The following is a 14,914-nucleotide window of genomic DNA, read 5'->3' as shown; positions in this document are numbered from 1 at the left end:
TTTTCTCTCCTCAATATGAAAAATAAAGATTTGATCACTTTGATCGTTGCTGGAATGCTGGTTTTGATCAGTTTTCCGGTAATTGCTCAGGTTAATAAAGACCAGATTGCCAGGCTGCACTTTGATGGCGGTGGTGACTGGTATAATGACCCAGATATGATCCCTAATATTGTTGAAGTACTAAATCGTGAACTTCACACTGATTTTGCTACGGAAGAGGCTGTTGTGACTCCTGGTGAATCAAAGCTTTTTGATTTCCCTTTTGCTATCATGACTGGTCATGGTAATATAACTTTTTCTGAAAATGATGCTCAAAATCTTCGCACCTGGCTGCTGCGCGGTGGAACGCTTTATGCCGATGATGATTATGGTATGGATGAATCTTTCAGACGAGAGATAAAAAAAGTTTTCCCGGAAAAAGAGCTGATGGAACTGCCTCCGGAGCACGATATTTTTCATTGCTACTATGATCTAAATGGCACTCCTAAAATTCACAAACATGATGATAAAAGACCCCAGACATTTGCTATTTATAATGAATCGGGTAGGATCATGGTGCTATACACTTATGAAACTAATATCTCTGATGGATGGTCAAATGCTCATGATGACCCGGAAAATATCCGTCGGAAGTCCTTTCAAATGGGTGTAAATATCTTCTACTATATCCTCACAAAAGGTTAATGAAATGACACTATTCACTTTCCCTGTATCTGGGTCGGTCTCAAGTCAATCTGCTGAGTACAGCATCTTAACTCGACACTTAGATTCGATTCGCTGTTCACTATTCACTGTTCACTATTCACTGGAAAACAAATGAGAACTATTTTTGTCTCTGATGCGCATATAAAATTTAACGAAAATCAGGAAGATATCCAAAGACGGAAAAGATTCCTTGATTTCCTCCATTCGCTCAAAGGTAATACAGAGCTATTAGTGCTAAATGGTGATATTTTTGATTTATGGCTTGCCTGGAAACATGTGATCATCAAAGAATATTTCTCATTGCTATCTGCTATATCTGAGCTTTCCCAAAACGGTACTCGTATTATTCTCACACCGGGGAATCATGATTTCTGGTATAGCGGTTTTCTCAAAAACCAGCTCAACATTGAAGTTTGCAAAAATAGCTTTATTGAAAGTATTGAAGGGAAGAAATTCTTTGTCGATCATGGTGATAGATATACCAAGAATGATTTCCGCTACCATCTTTTCCGCTCAGTTATCAGGAACAAACTTGTCCAAAAGATCTTCTCACTTCTTCACCCTGATTTTGCCCTTGATATCGGGATTAAGCTATCTCGCTCTAGTCGTAGTAGACGCATCCCTCGCCATAAAAGAGAGATTATGGTCAATTCACTCCAGCAGGCTGCCCAAAAACTGCTTAAATCACATGATTATGACTTTGTTATCTTTTCCCATTCTCATGTCCCGGTTATTTTCTCTGCTGAGCATGGCATCTATGCAAATACTGGTGACTGGGTTACTCATACCTCTTATCTCGAATTCAATAAGGGTATCTTAACCCTGAAAGAATATAAATAAATATACATTTACAAGGAGTTTTTCAATTTATGAAAAAGTATTTTATTCTCATCCTAATTATTATCGCAGGAGGCGTTATGCTCGCAGAAAATCCCGTTGTTAATCTCTCCACAAATATGGGAGATATCACTATCGAACTTTATGCTGATAAAGCACCGATCACGGTAGAAAATTTCCTTACTTACGTAAAAGATGGATTTTATAATGATACGGTTTTCCACCGTGTGATAGCTGGTTTTATGATCCAGGGCGGAGGATTCATTGCCGATGGTACCCAGAAAAAAAACATGGATCCCATCAAAAATGAAGCTGATAATGGCTTGCAAAACCTTGAAGGTACAATTGCCATGGCTCGTACTCAGATAGTTGATTCTGCCACTTCTCAATTTTTTATCAATTGTAAAGATAATAATTTCCTCGATCATGGCTCTCGTGATTTTGGATATTGTGTTTTTGGTAAAGTCATCAAAGGTATGGATGTGGTAAAAAAGATTGAAACCAATCCCACCGGTGCCAAAAAAGGTATGCGTGACTGGCCTCTTGAAGACGTTATCATCCAAAGTGCTCAAATTGTGGAAGCTGAAAAAGAATAATTTCTGATTATATTAAAAGCACACACATGCAATTCATGTGTGGGCTTTTTTTATTCTTCTCCCTAAACCGGATAAAGACTCCCTGCAAAATATTCATCCCGGAACAGGATAAAAACTCCCTGAAAATACCCATCCTGTAACGGGATAAGGACTCTCTGAAATATTCATCCTGGAACAGGATAAAATACCCTGTAAATAAATATCCCGGTACATGATAATTACTCCCAAAAACATCCATCCCGGAACGGGATAAAGACGTATAGCCTCCCGTAAAACTTGTTTCACGAGAGGATCAAAAAGCCCAAAAGCCCACCCCGCCCAACTCGGTGGAGCCAAGTTGGACGGGGATGGGGACACTATCATTATTTCCCTCCGATTACGGAATACCTCTCCGGAGGCTATGCATCTTGATTATCGAAAATCTTCTTCATCTTTCTCATTCATACAAACAAAAGGCATTTCTTATTTGTATCCTTAACGGAATACAAAATAATAACAAATATCCATCCAGTAACTAGACAAAAAAAACTCATTACAGAATCTCGGGATAATTAATTATTTTGTCTATCCTCATCAATATACCAGCTCACGAACCACATAAAAGGCATCATCATTTTATCTATCTTTCGATAGTTTTGGAGTACCATCTATAAAATCCTGCTGTCCAATTTCGTTTGGATTCTGAGGATTCTGCGTTCCAGGCTGCTATTGCCTACGCTTTCTGCTGCTTAAACAACTGGCTCTGCATATTTGTTGCATGATCATAATTAGATCTCAGAAATGTAATTCTGACCCTTTCGTTGATAAAATATCTGTCCTCGATATGATCCACTTTCGCCCAGGATCACATTCGTTTTTGGTGCAAGTCCCCGCTGATACGTTTTTATCCTCTCAAATTCCGGTTCTTCCTTCTGCAAAATCGCAGGTAAGAACTCGCTTTAATAATCAAAATATGCTGCTTTCAAATCTGTTCCCTCATCCAGCACAATGAATATTCTGCGACAATACTCCTCAGTCTCATCACCCCGATAAACTACCGCCTCATATTCACCAGAATCAAAGCACAAAATTTCCTTTCAAGGTGATTTCCGTATAGAAATATTGATTTTGTCTTGACAAATAAAAGTTGTAATGGCGTTATAAACTAAGAGGATGTTTAAATGAAAAAGCTAATAATATTGTTAATATTTATTTATTTCAGTTATCTAATTGCAGATCCCATACCACCGATGGGTGATGGAACAGAATCTAATCCTTTTGAGATCTGCTGTATTGAGAATCTTCTTTGGGTTAGCACTTATGATAATTTCTGGTTACCCGGACTATATTTTGTGCAGACAAATGATATTAATGCCAGTGAGACCAGTTCCTGGAATGAGAGAAGCGGATTTCCTCCCATTGGAGCAACTGGCAGTCATTTTCAAGCTAATTATGATGGACAGGGATACACAATAGATAGTTTATATATCAGCCGTCACCCTGATAATGTAATAGGATTTTTTGCCCGGACAGATTCTGCCTATATCTGCAATCTTGATCTTACAAATCTATATGTGCGAGGTTATGATTATACAGGCGGGTTAGTGGGTATCTGCAATAATTCTGATATCGATGGGGTGACTATTGAAGGCAATGTGCGAGGTCATACGCGAGTGGGAATGCTAACGGGGCACAGTTATAATAGCTTTATTGATAACTGTGATATTACCGGTGACTTGGATGGGTGGCATATTTTGGGAGGAGTAACGGGCTCATTGTTTGGCACAATATTTAATTGTAATGTAGATGTGACAATTGATGGTGTTGATACTGTTGGAGGAATTGCCGGCACTATAGGTCAATCTGTACTTTATAATTGTGTGGCAAATTCCCAGATTGATGTTTATGAATCTGCTGGTGGGATTGCTTATAGATTCTCAAGCTCTGAGATTTATGATTGCTATGCAGAATTTTCCATTGAGGCTTCGAGTAATTATGCCGGGTTAGCTGCGGATATATATCTTTCCAGTGTGATCAATACCTATTATAATTATGAAACTTCGGTATTTAATGATGAACACACCGTAACCTATGGAGCATTAACTAATGATCTTTTTGATGACTGGCTGGCTAATGACATGGCTTTGGAAATAGATGATTATCTGGACTTATATTCCGATGATATTTATAAAATTAATGATGAGGAAGATTTAACATGTTTATTATCCTTTGGAGAAGATGAGCAAAATTTCATTTTGATGGCAGATCTTGATATTTCAGAAATGTCCAATTTCTATATACCTGCCTTCAATGGTAATTTTGATGGTAATGGACACAGCATTTCCGGCTTAAATATCACTCATTCACAGTTAGATAGGACAGGTCTATTTGGTTATATTGATAGTGGAAATGTGAGTGATCTGCAGCTTATAGGCGTTAATATTACGTGTCATAGAAATACTGGGGGATTAGCAGGAGAAGGCAATTATGCAAATATTTCAAACTGCTCTGTGAATGGGATAGTGCAGGGTGACGTATTCACGGGTGGAATAATAGGATTAGCGAAACATTCTAATATAGCTAATTGCATTTTCACAGGAGAAATTACAGGAAACATAGATGTGGGAGGAATTGCCGGAAGGAGCGAATATTCAGCAATGGAATTAGATTATGTGACCGGGCAGATCAATGCCAGCGATTATGCTGGAGGTATAGTGGGATATTGCACTGACTCAGACCTTACAGAGAGCTTTGCCCAGATTGAAATTTCAGGGGATTCAAATACTGGGGGGTTAGCTGGAGGTTTTCACCATGGGACTTTAGAAAATTGTTATGTCCTGGGAAGTGTATTAGGAGAAAGTGTTACTGGAGGGTTAATCGGTAGAAGCTTTAGCTCTGCTGTCTCATTCTGTTACGCAAGAACAGAAATGGAAATTGCTATATATACTGGTGGATTGATTGGATATAATACTTCTGATATAACTGCCTGCATCTGGGATAATGAGTTATCTGGATGTGATGATTTTATTGGCTATCAAATTAGCGGTAATATCTCCGATCTGGTTGCTGCTGATAGTTTGATGATGCAGGATATTACTCTTTATACTGACCTTGGCTGGGATTTTGAAGGTGAAAGTATTATTGGTATTGAAGATTACTGGTCTATTGACGTCGAGATCAATAGTGGTTTCCCCTATCTCACAGATTTGTTGCCGCCAGTAAGTCACAATGATGCCATTATGCCAGTAGGCGATATAATAACTGAATTGAAGGCAAGTCCCAATCCATTTAATCCCGAAACATGTATCAGTTTTAAATTAGCGGATAATGTACCTGAACTTAAAGTGACTGTTTACAATCTTAAGGGGCAGAAAATCTGGCAGAAAATCACTCGAAATGCCAACTCCGGTTATCATTATTTTATCTGGAAAGGGCAAAACTTACAAAATCACCCTGTAGCTTCAGGAATATATTTTTACCAGATAACAGCAGAAAATATTGATAAAGCAGGTAAAATAATACTATTAAAATAGTCTCACCCTATTTCAGGTATCCTAATAAAAAAGTTCTTGACTTATAATCTGATAATATCAGATGTGTCTAAGATGACAGAAAGGAGGATATGATGCTTGATGAATTCGTGCTCTCTAAGCTTTCAAAACTTTTTGACGTGGTGTCTAACCCCGTTAGAATAAAAATAATCTATGCTCTGGCAGAGGAAGAAAGTCTTTCCGTGACAGAAATATCTCAGAAGATCGATGTACCTCAAAATACTCTATCTGCACATTTAAAAATACTCTTTGAAGGGGCATATCTGAAAAAAGAGCAGAAATGGCGTAAAGTGTATTATTCCATCCGTGAGCCCAAATTGAAAGAGATACTGGAAATAGGCACCCAGATATTATATAATAAATGGGAAGGCAACTGGGAAAAGATAGCAGAAGCAAGAAATAAAATAAAGCAGACAATAATTTTGAAAGGAGAAGAATAATGGAAAAGATAATCCCAAGATGGGAATGGCGAACCTTTGGTGAAGATCTCAGCAAAGAAGCAGAGGTGATCAGGCAATCTGGGGATTCATTTGATCGTGAAAGTGAGGAATTATATATATTATCAGCCAAAAGTAATGACAATACTAAGATCAGAGCAGAACTGATGGACATCAAAACCCCTATCCGTATCAATAACGAAAACTCACTTGAGCAGTGGACAGTTCTGGCAAAATCAGCTTTCCCAATCCATATCAATGATCTGGCACTTGTATATAAAGCTTTTGGTCTGCAATTGCCCTATTTGAAACAGGACGAATATAGCTACACTGCATATCTTGAAGAATTGATCGGCAAAAATCCTGAGCTGAGGATAGTTAATGTAAAGAAGAACCGTCATGGCTATAAAATAGACGGAGCAATCGTGGAGATAGCAGAGGTGCAATTTGATGATGTCTCGCAGCAGACTATTGCAGTGGAACATGCTGATCCAAAGCTGGTTCTGCAAACAGTGCAAAAACTGGGGCTCACAAAATTTGAAAATATCAATTATATTAAAGCAATGAAAAGAGCTTTTGGGATCAAATATTAAGTGAAGCAGGAGGCTTAATGGCAAACTATGCAATATTAGATATTGGGACAAACTCAATAAAATTCATGTTGTTATCCCATGATCAAGGCAAAACAGAGATACTGATAGACACGAACAACATTTCGAGATTAGGTGAAGGGTTGTATAAAACCGGTGAAATTTCACCTGAGGCAATGGATAGGAATATAGCTGTACTGGCTGAATTTATGATCCAGGCGCGCGAATATAAAGTCGAAGAGATCATAGCTGTGGGTACTATGTGCCTTCGTACAGCCAAAAACAGCAGAAAGTTTCTTGATCGGGCAAAAAAGGAACTTAACCTGGAGATAAAAGTAATCCCCGGAGAGGAAGAAGCACGTCTCTCCTACCTGGCAGTATTATCAACCATTGGTAAAACAGATAAGAATGTTGTAGTATTTGATACTGGTGGTGGCAGTACAGAATTCATATTTGGTAGTGGAATGGAATTTCAAAATAAGATCAGTCTTAATCTGGGTGCTGTGTCGCCTACCGAGGAATTTCTTTCTGATCCGCCTCTGGAACAAGAAGTTAAGCGAATGCTGATTTTTATGCATAAATTCTTTGAAAAAGAGATCATTGGTGAAAGGGTTGATCATCTGGTTGGTATCGGAGGGACAGTTACCAGTATGGGTGCTGTGATGCATAAGATGGCGAAATATGATGCCAACGTTATCCAGGGTTCCAGTATAACCCTGCCGGAAGTAAATCGGCAATTGGAAATGTATAAGTCAAGAAGTGTTGAGCAAAGAAAGGCAATCACTGGATTACAACCCAAACGAGCAGATGTGATCCTGGCTGGTGCAGGAATAATAAAAACAATAATGGAAATCCTAAAAATAGAGAGCCTGACCATTAGTGATCGTGGATTAAGACACGGACTGATGTTTGACAGGTTCCACTAAAACGGAGGAGTTAAGATGGCAATATTTGGCAGTAAAACAAAGCAATTAGAAGCAGATATTGAATGCTATCTTGACCTGGTGTCAAGAGCTGGTCTGGTTTTTAATGAAGGCGTGAAAGCCTATCTGAATGGGAAAATGGAAAAATTTGACAAAAATTTCCGAGATATTACTGCACTGGAAAGTGAAGCGGACGCCGTTCGACGTGATATTAAGCGTAAACTTTATACTTATATGCTGATCCCTGAATCACGCGGAGATGTGCTGGGGCTTCTGGAAACCCTTGATGATGTAGTGGATATTTGCGAGAAAGTGTTAGAACAATTTTCCATCGAAACCCCTGATATCCGTGATTTTCTCAAATCTGACTTCCGGGAACTGGCAGAACTTTCAGCCCTTTGCGTAGATGAAATAGTCAAAGCAGCCAGGTCATTTTTCACGGATATTACTATGGTGAGTAATTATGTAAACAAGGTTCACTTCTATGAGCACGAAGTGGATGATCTGGAAGAGCAATTAAAACGAAAAGCTTTTAACAGCACAGAGATCGAGCGTTTCAGCCATAAAGTTCACATGCGTTATTTTGCCGAAAAAATTGCTATGGTCTCTGATGTAGCACAGGCGGTAGCAGAGAGACTTTCGGTGTATGCAATTAAAAGAAAGATATAATAACCGGGAGATAGCAGTTTAATGGTTACAGTCATATTCTTTTTATCCAGTGGATTATTCCTGGGCTGGTCTTTAGGAGCAAACAATGCCGCGAATTTTTTTGGTTCAGCTGTAGCCACCCGTATGATCTCATTCCGCACTGCAGCGATAGTATGCAGTGTATTTGTGATTTTGGGAGCAGTTATCAGTGGTGCTGGAGCTGCTGATACTCTTGGTAAACTAGGTTCGATTTCAACACTGCCAGGAGCCTTTGTAGTAGCACTTTCAGCTGCGATTTCTTCACTAATCATGACTAGAGCGGGAATACCCATTTCCACCAGTCAGGCAATAGTAGGTGGTATCATCGGCTGGAATCTGTATGCACACATGGCAACAGATCAGCAGGCACTTTACAAAATAGCCGGAACCTGGATTTTTTCCCCAGTATTAACGGCTGTCACTGCAGTTTTCCTCTTCCATATTTTCCGTCATATTGCAGAAAAATCACGGATACATCTACTAAGCATGGATCACTACACACGCCTGGCACTAATAATAGTTGGTGCCTTTGGATCCTACAGTCTGGGTGCCAATAATATCGGTAATGTTGTAGGTATTTTTATCGCTTCCTCACCCTTTAAAGATTTCACGATATTTGGATTCCTTCATATCAGCGCTGTGCAGCAGTTATTCTTTCTTGGAGCCGTAGCAATTGCAGTGGGAGTTTTCACCTATTCAAAACGGGTAATGATGACAGTGGGTGAAGGGATATTCAAATTATCACCAGTAACTGCTCTGGTAGTGGTGCTTTCAACTTCAATAACCCTATTTCTGTTTGCTTCAGTAGGTTTACGCCATTTTCTGCTATCACACCATTTACCAGCATTTCCACTGGTACCGGTATCATCATCGCAGGCAATAGTGGGGGCAGTAATGGGAATCAGCATAGCTAAAGGGGGACGTAATATAAATTTTAAAAAGATAGGACATATCGGGCTCGGTTGGATCATCACACCAATACTTTCGGCTGTTATCGCTTATTTTACACTGTTTTTTATGCAGAATGTGTTTTTACAGAATGTGGTTTCATGAAAAATATAATGGAAATTAGATTGCCTAAATATTTTAAATATGGGCAAAATGTGTTTTGCCGTTTTATGATCTGTAATTTAATTGCAGGGAAAAATAATAAATGCTGATCACAGTTTTTTTCTTATCAAGTGGTTTGTTTCTGGGCTGGTCTTTAGGAGCAAATGATGCTGCCAATATCTTTGGCACAGCAGTTGGCACCAAAATGGTCAAATTCAAAACAGCAGCATTGATCTGCAGTATATTCCTGATCCTGGGAGCAGTAATAAGCGGCGCTGGAGCATCACACACTCTTGGTAAGCTGGGAAATGTAAATGAACTCGCTGGTGCCTTTATAGTAGCGCTATCTGCGGCTCTTACAGTTTTATGGATGACCAAAGCAGGATTACCGGTATCTACCTCGCAGGCTATTGTGGGTTCCATAATTGGCTGGAACTTATTTTCAGGGACACCTACAAGCATGAGTTCATTGACCAAAATTGTGGGGACCTGGATATTTTCACCAATCTTGTCAGCTATATTTGCCTTTATCCTTTTTCTATTGGTAAAACGAATAGTAGAAAAATCGTGTATCCACATGCTTAGGATGGATATGTATATCCGGATAGCTATGATCATTGTGGGTGCTTTTGGGTCATATAGTCTGGGAGCAAATAATATTGGTAACGTAATGGGAGTATTTATAAATTCTTCTCCATTCAAAGATATTACTTTATCCAGCTTGTTTCATATCTCTAATGTACAGCAGCTCTTCTTTCTGGGTGGAATTGCCATAGCAATAGGAGTTTTTACCTATTCCAAAAGAGTTATGAAAACTGTAGGAACTGGTATTTTTAAATTAAATCCTGTCACAGGGCTGGTAGTGGTTCTGGCAAGCTCGATCACTCTCTTCCTTTTCGCTTCGCAAGGATTATATGATTTTCTAACTTCCCTCCATCTGCCGGCATTTCCTTTGGTACCCGTATCCAGTTCGCAGGCAGTAGTTGGATCTGTGATGGGTATCAGTCTGGCAAAAGGTGTGCGTAATCTAAATTTTAAAAAGCTGGCAGAGATTAGTATAGGCTGGGTGGTAACACCCCTGGCATCTGCCATTTTTTCATATATCGCTTTATTTTTTATGCAAAATGTTTTCATGCATAATGTATATCATTAGGCAGGAGAGAATATGTTAAATATTAAAACCGGTCTTTCTCATAAACTGAAATATTTCAGAAAGTTGCTGATACTTGGCTTTATCCTGATAATGCTGTTTTCAGGCTGTAAAAGAGAAATCGAATTCTCTTTTCCAGAAAAACCAATTACTTTACTGGTTTATACAGGACCAGGAGGGCTGATTGATGTTACTGCCCGTAAATTTGTGGATATCGCAAATAAATATTCTGATGCTACTTTTGTAGTTGAAAATAAACCTGGTTCCGGCGGGATAGTAGCTCTTAAAAATATGCTGCAAAAACCTGCAGATGGCTATACTCTGCTTGCCAGCACAAAATCAAATATTTCCAAAATAGTAGCCACTGGAGCAGAAACTTTTATTGAGGATATTGACTGGGCTGCGATGATGATGGCAGACCCGGAATGCATTATCACCTACCGGCAAAGCGGAATAAACACCTGGGACGATCTGGTGGCTGATGCCAAAGAGAAGAATGGCAAACAAATATGGCTGGGTCCTGCAAATGGTGGTTTAGACCATGTAACTGCCCTTAAAGTTTGGGACAAAGCAGGTATTAATGCCAAGTGGATACCTTTTGCCAGTGGCGGAAAAGCAATAGCAGCACTCCTGGGTGAACAGGGAGTGGCTTATGTGGGTAATCCCCGTGAAGTTCTGGGAAATGATGACCTGCAGATAGTTGCTGTTTCCAGCGAAAAAAGGTTACCGCAATTCCCCAATGTGCCCACCTTGACTGAACTGGGGCTTCCTGATCTGGAAAATGAATACATGTGGCGTGGATTTGTGCTTAAGAAGGGTGTTCCTGAATCTGTGAAAGAGTGGTATAATGAACTTTTTCAGAAAGTAAATGCTGACCCGGAATGGCGAAATTACTGGGAACGAGGTGGTATTGAAGTCAAGTATGCTGACAGTAATGAATTTTTGCAGGTAGTTCAGAGTGATAAACAGGATTTTACCTACTATTTATCAAAACTGAGAATTATCAATACTGAAACAGATAGTTTTATGGCAAAACTGGCTAGTGGTAATACTTTCCGGATGTTGGTGATAATCCTTTGCGCAGTATTCCTGGTATTATGGTTTTTTATCTCGCGATCTCAGATAAAAAGCTGGCTGAATGGAATTCTTCTGCCAGTGTTTTTCATCTTCCTGTCACTTATCTTCTACCTTCTTTCGTTCACTTTCCCCAGTAATGAAGATGTGGGACCAGCAATAGTACCTCGTCTCTGGATATATATTCTGATTCCTTTGAATATTGCTCTGCTGGTGAGTATACTGATTAAAAGGGAAGAAATTCTGAAAACAACAGACAGCAGCAGTTCAGTATTCAAATTCGTAGCTCTTCTGGCGCTTTATCTAATGGGAATACATTTCCTGGGCTATTTTATCAGCACATTTTTATTTGTGATTGCAGGAATATTACTCCTGGGCTATAAAAATATCAGGATGACACTTATTATTTCTGCCTGCTGGCTGCTCTTTTCTTATCTGGTATTTTATAAATTACTCTATGTTCCACTACCTCAGGGCTTGATCCTGGAAATGCTGTTTTAAGGGGATATTAATATGGAAATTTTAGTAAATATGGCTCATGGATTTCAGTTTGTGATGGGCTGGCAACCCTTGCTCTTCATTGTGATGGGTGTGATCATGGGAATTCTGGCGGGAGCTATGCCAGGTCTTTCTCCTTCTATGGGAGTTGCCTTACTGGTGCCTTTCACCTATGCCATGTCACCAACTCTTGCTCTTATACTACTGGTTTCTATCTATATAGCGGCAAATTACGGGGGATCGATCACAGCAGTAACCATTAATGCACCAGGTACACCTGCTTCAGTGGTTACCTCATTTGACGGTTATCCACTCACCCAGCAGAATAAACCGGGTATGGCTCTGGGAGTATCTTTGATCTCTTCCACAGTTGGCGGGTTTATCGGTACAATAATATTGATCCTCTTCAGTGTGCAACTGGCAAAAATTGCAGTTAAATTTCATCCAGCAGAATATTTTGCCCTGGCAGTTTTTGGTTTGACCACAGTGGCAACCCTGGGTGGCAAAAACTGGCTGAAAGCCTTTATTGCAGCCATCTTTGGACTGCTTATCAATACAATTGGCATTGATCCCATTTCAGGTGTGAGCAGGTTTACATTTGGCTCAGTACAGCTATATGACGGTTTTTCCCTGATACCGGCATTGATTGGTTTATTTGCACTCAGTGAGGTTTTTAAACAGATTGATGAACGCAATTTCCAAAGTGAAAAAGTGGAACTGCAAAAAACCAAATGGCCCACGATTGGTGATTATTGGAAACTTAAATTCGGGATAATCAGATCATCTCTGGTTGGTACTTTGATTGGTATATTTCCTGGGGCTGGAGCTACAATAGCATCTTTTATTTCTTATGATATTGCCAAAAGAAGCAGCAAGGAACCAGAGCTATTCGGCAAAGGCAGCCTGGAAGGCGTTGCTGCTGCAGAAGCGGCAAACAGCAGTTCAGTGGGTGGAGCACTTGTGCCCCTGCTCACACTGGGTATTCCGGGAAGCGCTTCCACGGCAGTTCTCATCGGTGCCTTGATGATCCATGACCTCACTCCCGGACCTCAACTTTTTAATAATAATCCTGAGATCATTTATGGTCTTTTTGCCAGTTTGCTGGTGGCTAACCTGGTATTGCTCGGATTAGGATTATTAGGAAGCCGACTCTGGGTAAAGGTAACTGACGTACCCAAAAAGATACTCTATCCCATGATCTTTGCCGTTTCCATTATCGGCAGCTTTGCAGTTCGCAATTCCTTTTTCGATATTGCTGCCTGTCTCGGCTTCGGTGTTTTCGGCTGGATCTTGCGCAAACACAATTATCCTGTTGCTCCCATTATTCTTGGTATAGTGCTGGGAAATATCGCTGAAACCAATTTCAGGCGAGCAGTTATGATGGGTGGATACAATATTTTTCTGGTCAGACCTTTAAGTATAATTTTATTAGCTCTGGCTGTGCTTTCATTTGCCTGGCCACTGCTTCAGCATAAAATAAAAAGAGTTTCTAAGCATTAAGAAATAATTTTTAGGAGGTATGATGAAGAAGACTCTTTTCTTTCTCGTAGTGTTATTTATCTTTGGAAATCTGCTGGCTGAGACTGCCAGTGGAGGGTTAGGTTGGGATGAACGAGGCTATCTCGTATTCAAATCTGATGATGGGAATTTCCAAATGCGTCTCGACACCCGTTTTTATATTAATGCGAGCATTTTTCTGGACGACCCGGAAGATATACTCAGCAACCAGTCAAATCTTCGTAAAGCCCGTTTTGCGGTAAAAACCCGACTCTGGAAAGTATGGTCTTTTGAATGGGATATCGATATCGCTGACGGTGAAATGGTGGAAGTTAAAGACATGTATGTAAGCTACAGTGGCTTTAGTAACAGCCACATTAAATTTGGAAACTTCAAACAACCTTTCGGTATGGAAGAACTTAATTCTTCCAGATTACTCACCTTCCCCGAAAGAGCGTTGCCTATGCTTGCCTTTGAAACTGACAGACAGTTCGGTCTGGAATATTCCAAATGGGGACATATGGGTAAAATCCCTTTCAACCTGCGTTCATCAATCTTTACTCAAACACTCACTAATGAAACTAAAAATGATTATGAAAAAGAAGTTCATGAAACCGGTGGCGGTGCTGCTGCAAGATTCGTAGTTGCACCCGAAATAAACGAAGATATGCTTGTTCATATAGGAGCTGCTTTTGCTTATGAAATGCCTTATGATGAATCAGAAAAGCTCGAATACAAGAGTGAAGCTGAAACCAAGAGTGGTGATCTGGAATGGTTTGATACCGGTGGTATAAATGAAGCTGACCATAGCCGTAAAATCGCTGCTGAAGGTGTTTTCCAATATAAGAATTTCCATCTGCAGGGTGAATTTGTTCAAACTACAGTTTGCAGAATTGATGGAGCTGTGGAGATAGATCCTGAAACTTTGGAAGAAACTCCATTAGAAGACCCTACATTTATTGGCGGATATGCTTATCTTTCCTGGCTGATAACCGGTGAAAGAAGACCTTGGGAATTAGCTGAAGGTGAATTTGGTCAGGTTCTTCCCAAAAATAAGAAATTGGGCGCTTGGGAAATCGCAGCCCGTTACAGCCACCTTAATTTGACTGACGAGGATGCTGAAATCTATGGTGGTGCCGGGAATATCATCACATTAGGTTTGAACTGGTATGCCAATCCTAATGTAAAAATCCAGATGGCTTATTCGATGGTTGATCTGGATGCTAATGCCAATTCTGATGGTGATTACAGCTTTGATAATGAAATCTTTGATGATCACTATGATGATGGATATGACTTTAATTATCTACAGTTTACGACTATATTTTTCTTTTAAAAGG

At 39.8% G+C, this 14,914-nt stretch carries 15 protein-coding genes; 13 read left to right on the top strand and 2 right to left on the bottom strand.

What is annotated here, in order from left to right:
- Nucleotides 1–15 precede the first annotated feature (15 nt).
- The 3 genes from RAO94_05910 (at nucleotide 16) to RAO94_05900 (ending at nucleotide 2,138) form a co-directional block, all read left to right on the top strand.
- Nucleotides 16–684, top strand: a complete 669-nt coding sequence (locus RAO94_05910) for a DUF4159 domain-containing protein (protein ID MDP8321866.1) — start codon at nucleotides 16–18, stop codon at nucleotides 682–684.
- A gap of 132 nt (nucleotides 685–816) precedes the next feature.
- Nucleotides 817–1,545, top strand: coding sequence for a UDP-2,3-diacylglucosamine diphosphatase (locus RAO94_05905; protein MDP8321865.1), 729 nt, complete (start codon nucleotides 817–819; stop codon nucleotides 1,543–1,545).
- Between the two features lie 29 nt (nucleotides 1,546–1,574).
- Nucleotides 1,575–2,138 carry a peptidylprolyl isomerase gene (locus tag RAO94_05900; GenBank protein MDP8321864.1) on the top strand — a complete coding sequence of 188 codons (564 nt, stop codon included), beginning with the start codon at nucleotides 1,575–1,577 and terminating at the stop codon, nucleotides 2,136–2,138.
- A gap of 767 nt (nucleotides 2,139–2,905) precedes the next feature.
- On the opposite strand, the gene RAO94_05895 is transcribed toward RAO94_05900, so the two are convergent.
- Together RAO94_05895 and RAO94_05890 are read right to left on the bottom strand one after the other, a co-directional pair.
- Nucleotides 2,906–3,055, bottom strand: a complete 150-nt coding sequence (locus RAO94_05895) for a hypothetical protein (GenBank protein ID MDP8321863.1) — start codon at nucleotides 3,053–3,055, stop codon at nucleotides 2,906–2,908.
- 21 nt (nucleotides 3,056–3,076) lie between these two features.
- On the bottom strand, nucleotides 3,077–3,205 hold the full coding sequence (locus RAO94_05890; GenBank protein ID MDP8321862.1) for a hypothetical protein: 129 nt from the start codon (nucleotides 3,203–3,205) through the stop codon (nucleotides 3,077–3,079).
- Between the two features lie 93 nt (nucleotides 3,206–3,298).
- On the opposite strand from RAO94_05890, the gene RAO94_05885 reads away from it, so the two are divergent.
- From RAO94_05885 to RAO94_05840, 10 genes are all read left to right on the top strand, one after another.
- Nucleotides 3,299–5,650, top strand: coding sequence for a T9SS type A sorting domain-containing protein (locus tag RAO94_05885; protein MDP8321861.1), 2,352 nt, complete (start codon nucleotides 3,299–3,301; stop codon nucleotides 5,648–5,650).
- A gap of 89 nt (nucleotides 5,651–5,739) precedes the next feature.
- On the top strand, nucleotides 5,740–6,108 hold the full coding sequence (locus tag RAO94_05880) for a metalloregulator ArsR/SmtB family transcription factor (protein ID MDP8321860.1): 369 nt from the start codon (nucleotides 5,740–5,742) through the stop codon (nucleotides 6,106–6,108).
- Nucleotides 6,108–6,698, top strand: a complete 591-nt coding sequence (locus tag RAO94_05875; protein ID MDP8321859.1) for a hypothetical protein — start codon at nucleotides 6,108–6,110, stop codon at nucleotides 6,696–6,698. The genes RAO94_05880 and RAO94_05875 overlap by 1 nt, the downstream gene beginning before the upstream one ends.
- A 17-nt stretch (nucleotides 6,699–6,715) precedes the next feature.
- Nucleotides 6,716–7,621, top strand: a complete 906-nt coding sequence (locus RAO94_05870; GenBank protein ID MDP8321858.1) for a Ppx/GppA phosphatase family protein — start codon at nucleotides 6,716–6,718, stop codon at nucleotides 7,619–7,621.
- 15 nt (nucleotides 7,622–7,636) lie between these two features.
- Nucleotides 7,637–8,287, top strand: coding sequence for a DUF47 family protein (locus tag RAO94_05865; GenBank protein MDP8321857.1), 651 nt, complete (start codon nucleotides 7,637–7,639; stop codon nucleotides 8,285–8,287).
- A gap of 21 nt (nucleotides 8,288–8,308) precedes the next feature.
- Entirely contained in the window at nucleotides 8,309–9,358 is a 1,050-nt protein-coding gene (locus tag RAO94_05860) for an anion permease (GenBank protein ID MDP8321856.1), read from the top strand.
- 100 nt (nucleotides 9,359–9,458) lie between these two features.
- Nucleotides 9,459–10,508, top strand: a complete 1,050-nt coding sequence (locus RAO94_05855) for an anion permease (GenBank protein MDP8321855.1) — start codon at nucleotides 9,459–9,461, stop codon at nucleotides 10,506–10,508.
- 12 nt (nucleotides 10,509–10,520) lie between these two features.
- Complete coding sequence (locus RAO94_05850; GenBank protein ID MDP8321854.1) at nucleotides 10,521–12,080, top strand: tripartite tricarboxylate transporter substrate-binding protein; 1,560 nt, start codon at nucleotides 10,521–10,523, stop codon at nucleotides 12,078–12,080.
- A 12-nt stretch (nucleotides 12,081–12,092) separates the two neighbouring features.
- Nucleotides 12,093–13,577 carry a tripartite tricarboxylate transporter permease gene (locus RAO94_05845; GenBank protein MDP8321853.1) on the top strand — a complete coding sequence of 495 codons (1,485 nt, stop codon included), beginning with the start codon at nucleotides 12,093–12,095 and terminating at the stop codon, nucleotides 13,575–13,577.
- Between the two features lie 19 nt (nucleotides 13,578–13,596).
- Nucleotides 13,597–14,910, top strand: coding sequence for a porin (locus tag RAO94_05840; GenBank protein MDP8321852.1), 1,314 nt, complete (start codon nucleotides 13,597–13,599; stop codon nucleotides 14,908–14,910).
- The last annotated feature ends 4 nt before the right edge of the window (nucleotides 14,911–14,914 follow it).

The sequence above is a fragment of the Candidatus Stygibacter australis genome, assembly GCA_030765845.1.
Taxonomy (GTDB): domain Bacteria; phylum Cloacimonadota; class Cloacimonadia; order Cloacimonadales; family TCS61; genus Stygibacter; species Stygibacter australis.
This window is presented reverse-complemented; position numbering and strand designations above follow the sequence as displayed.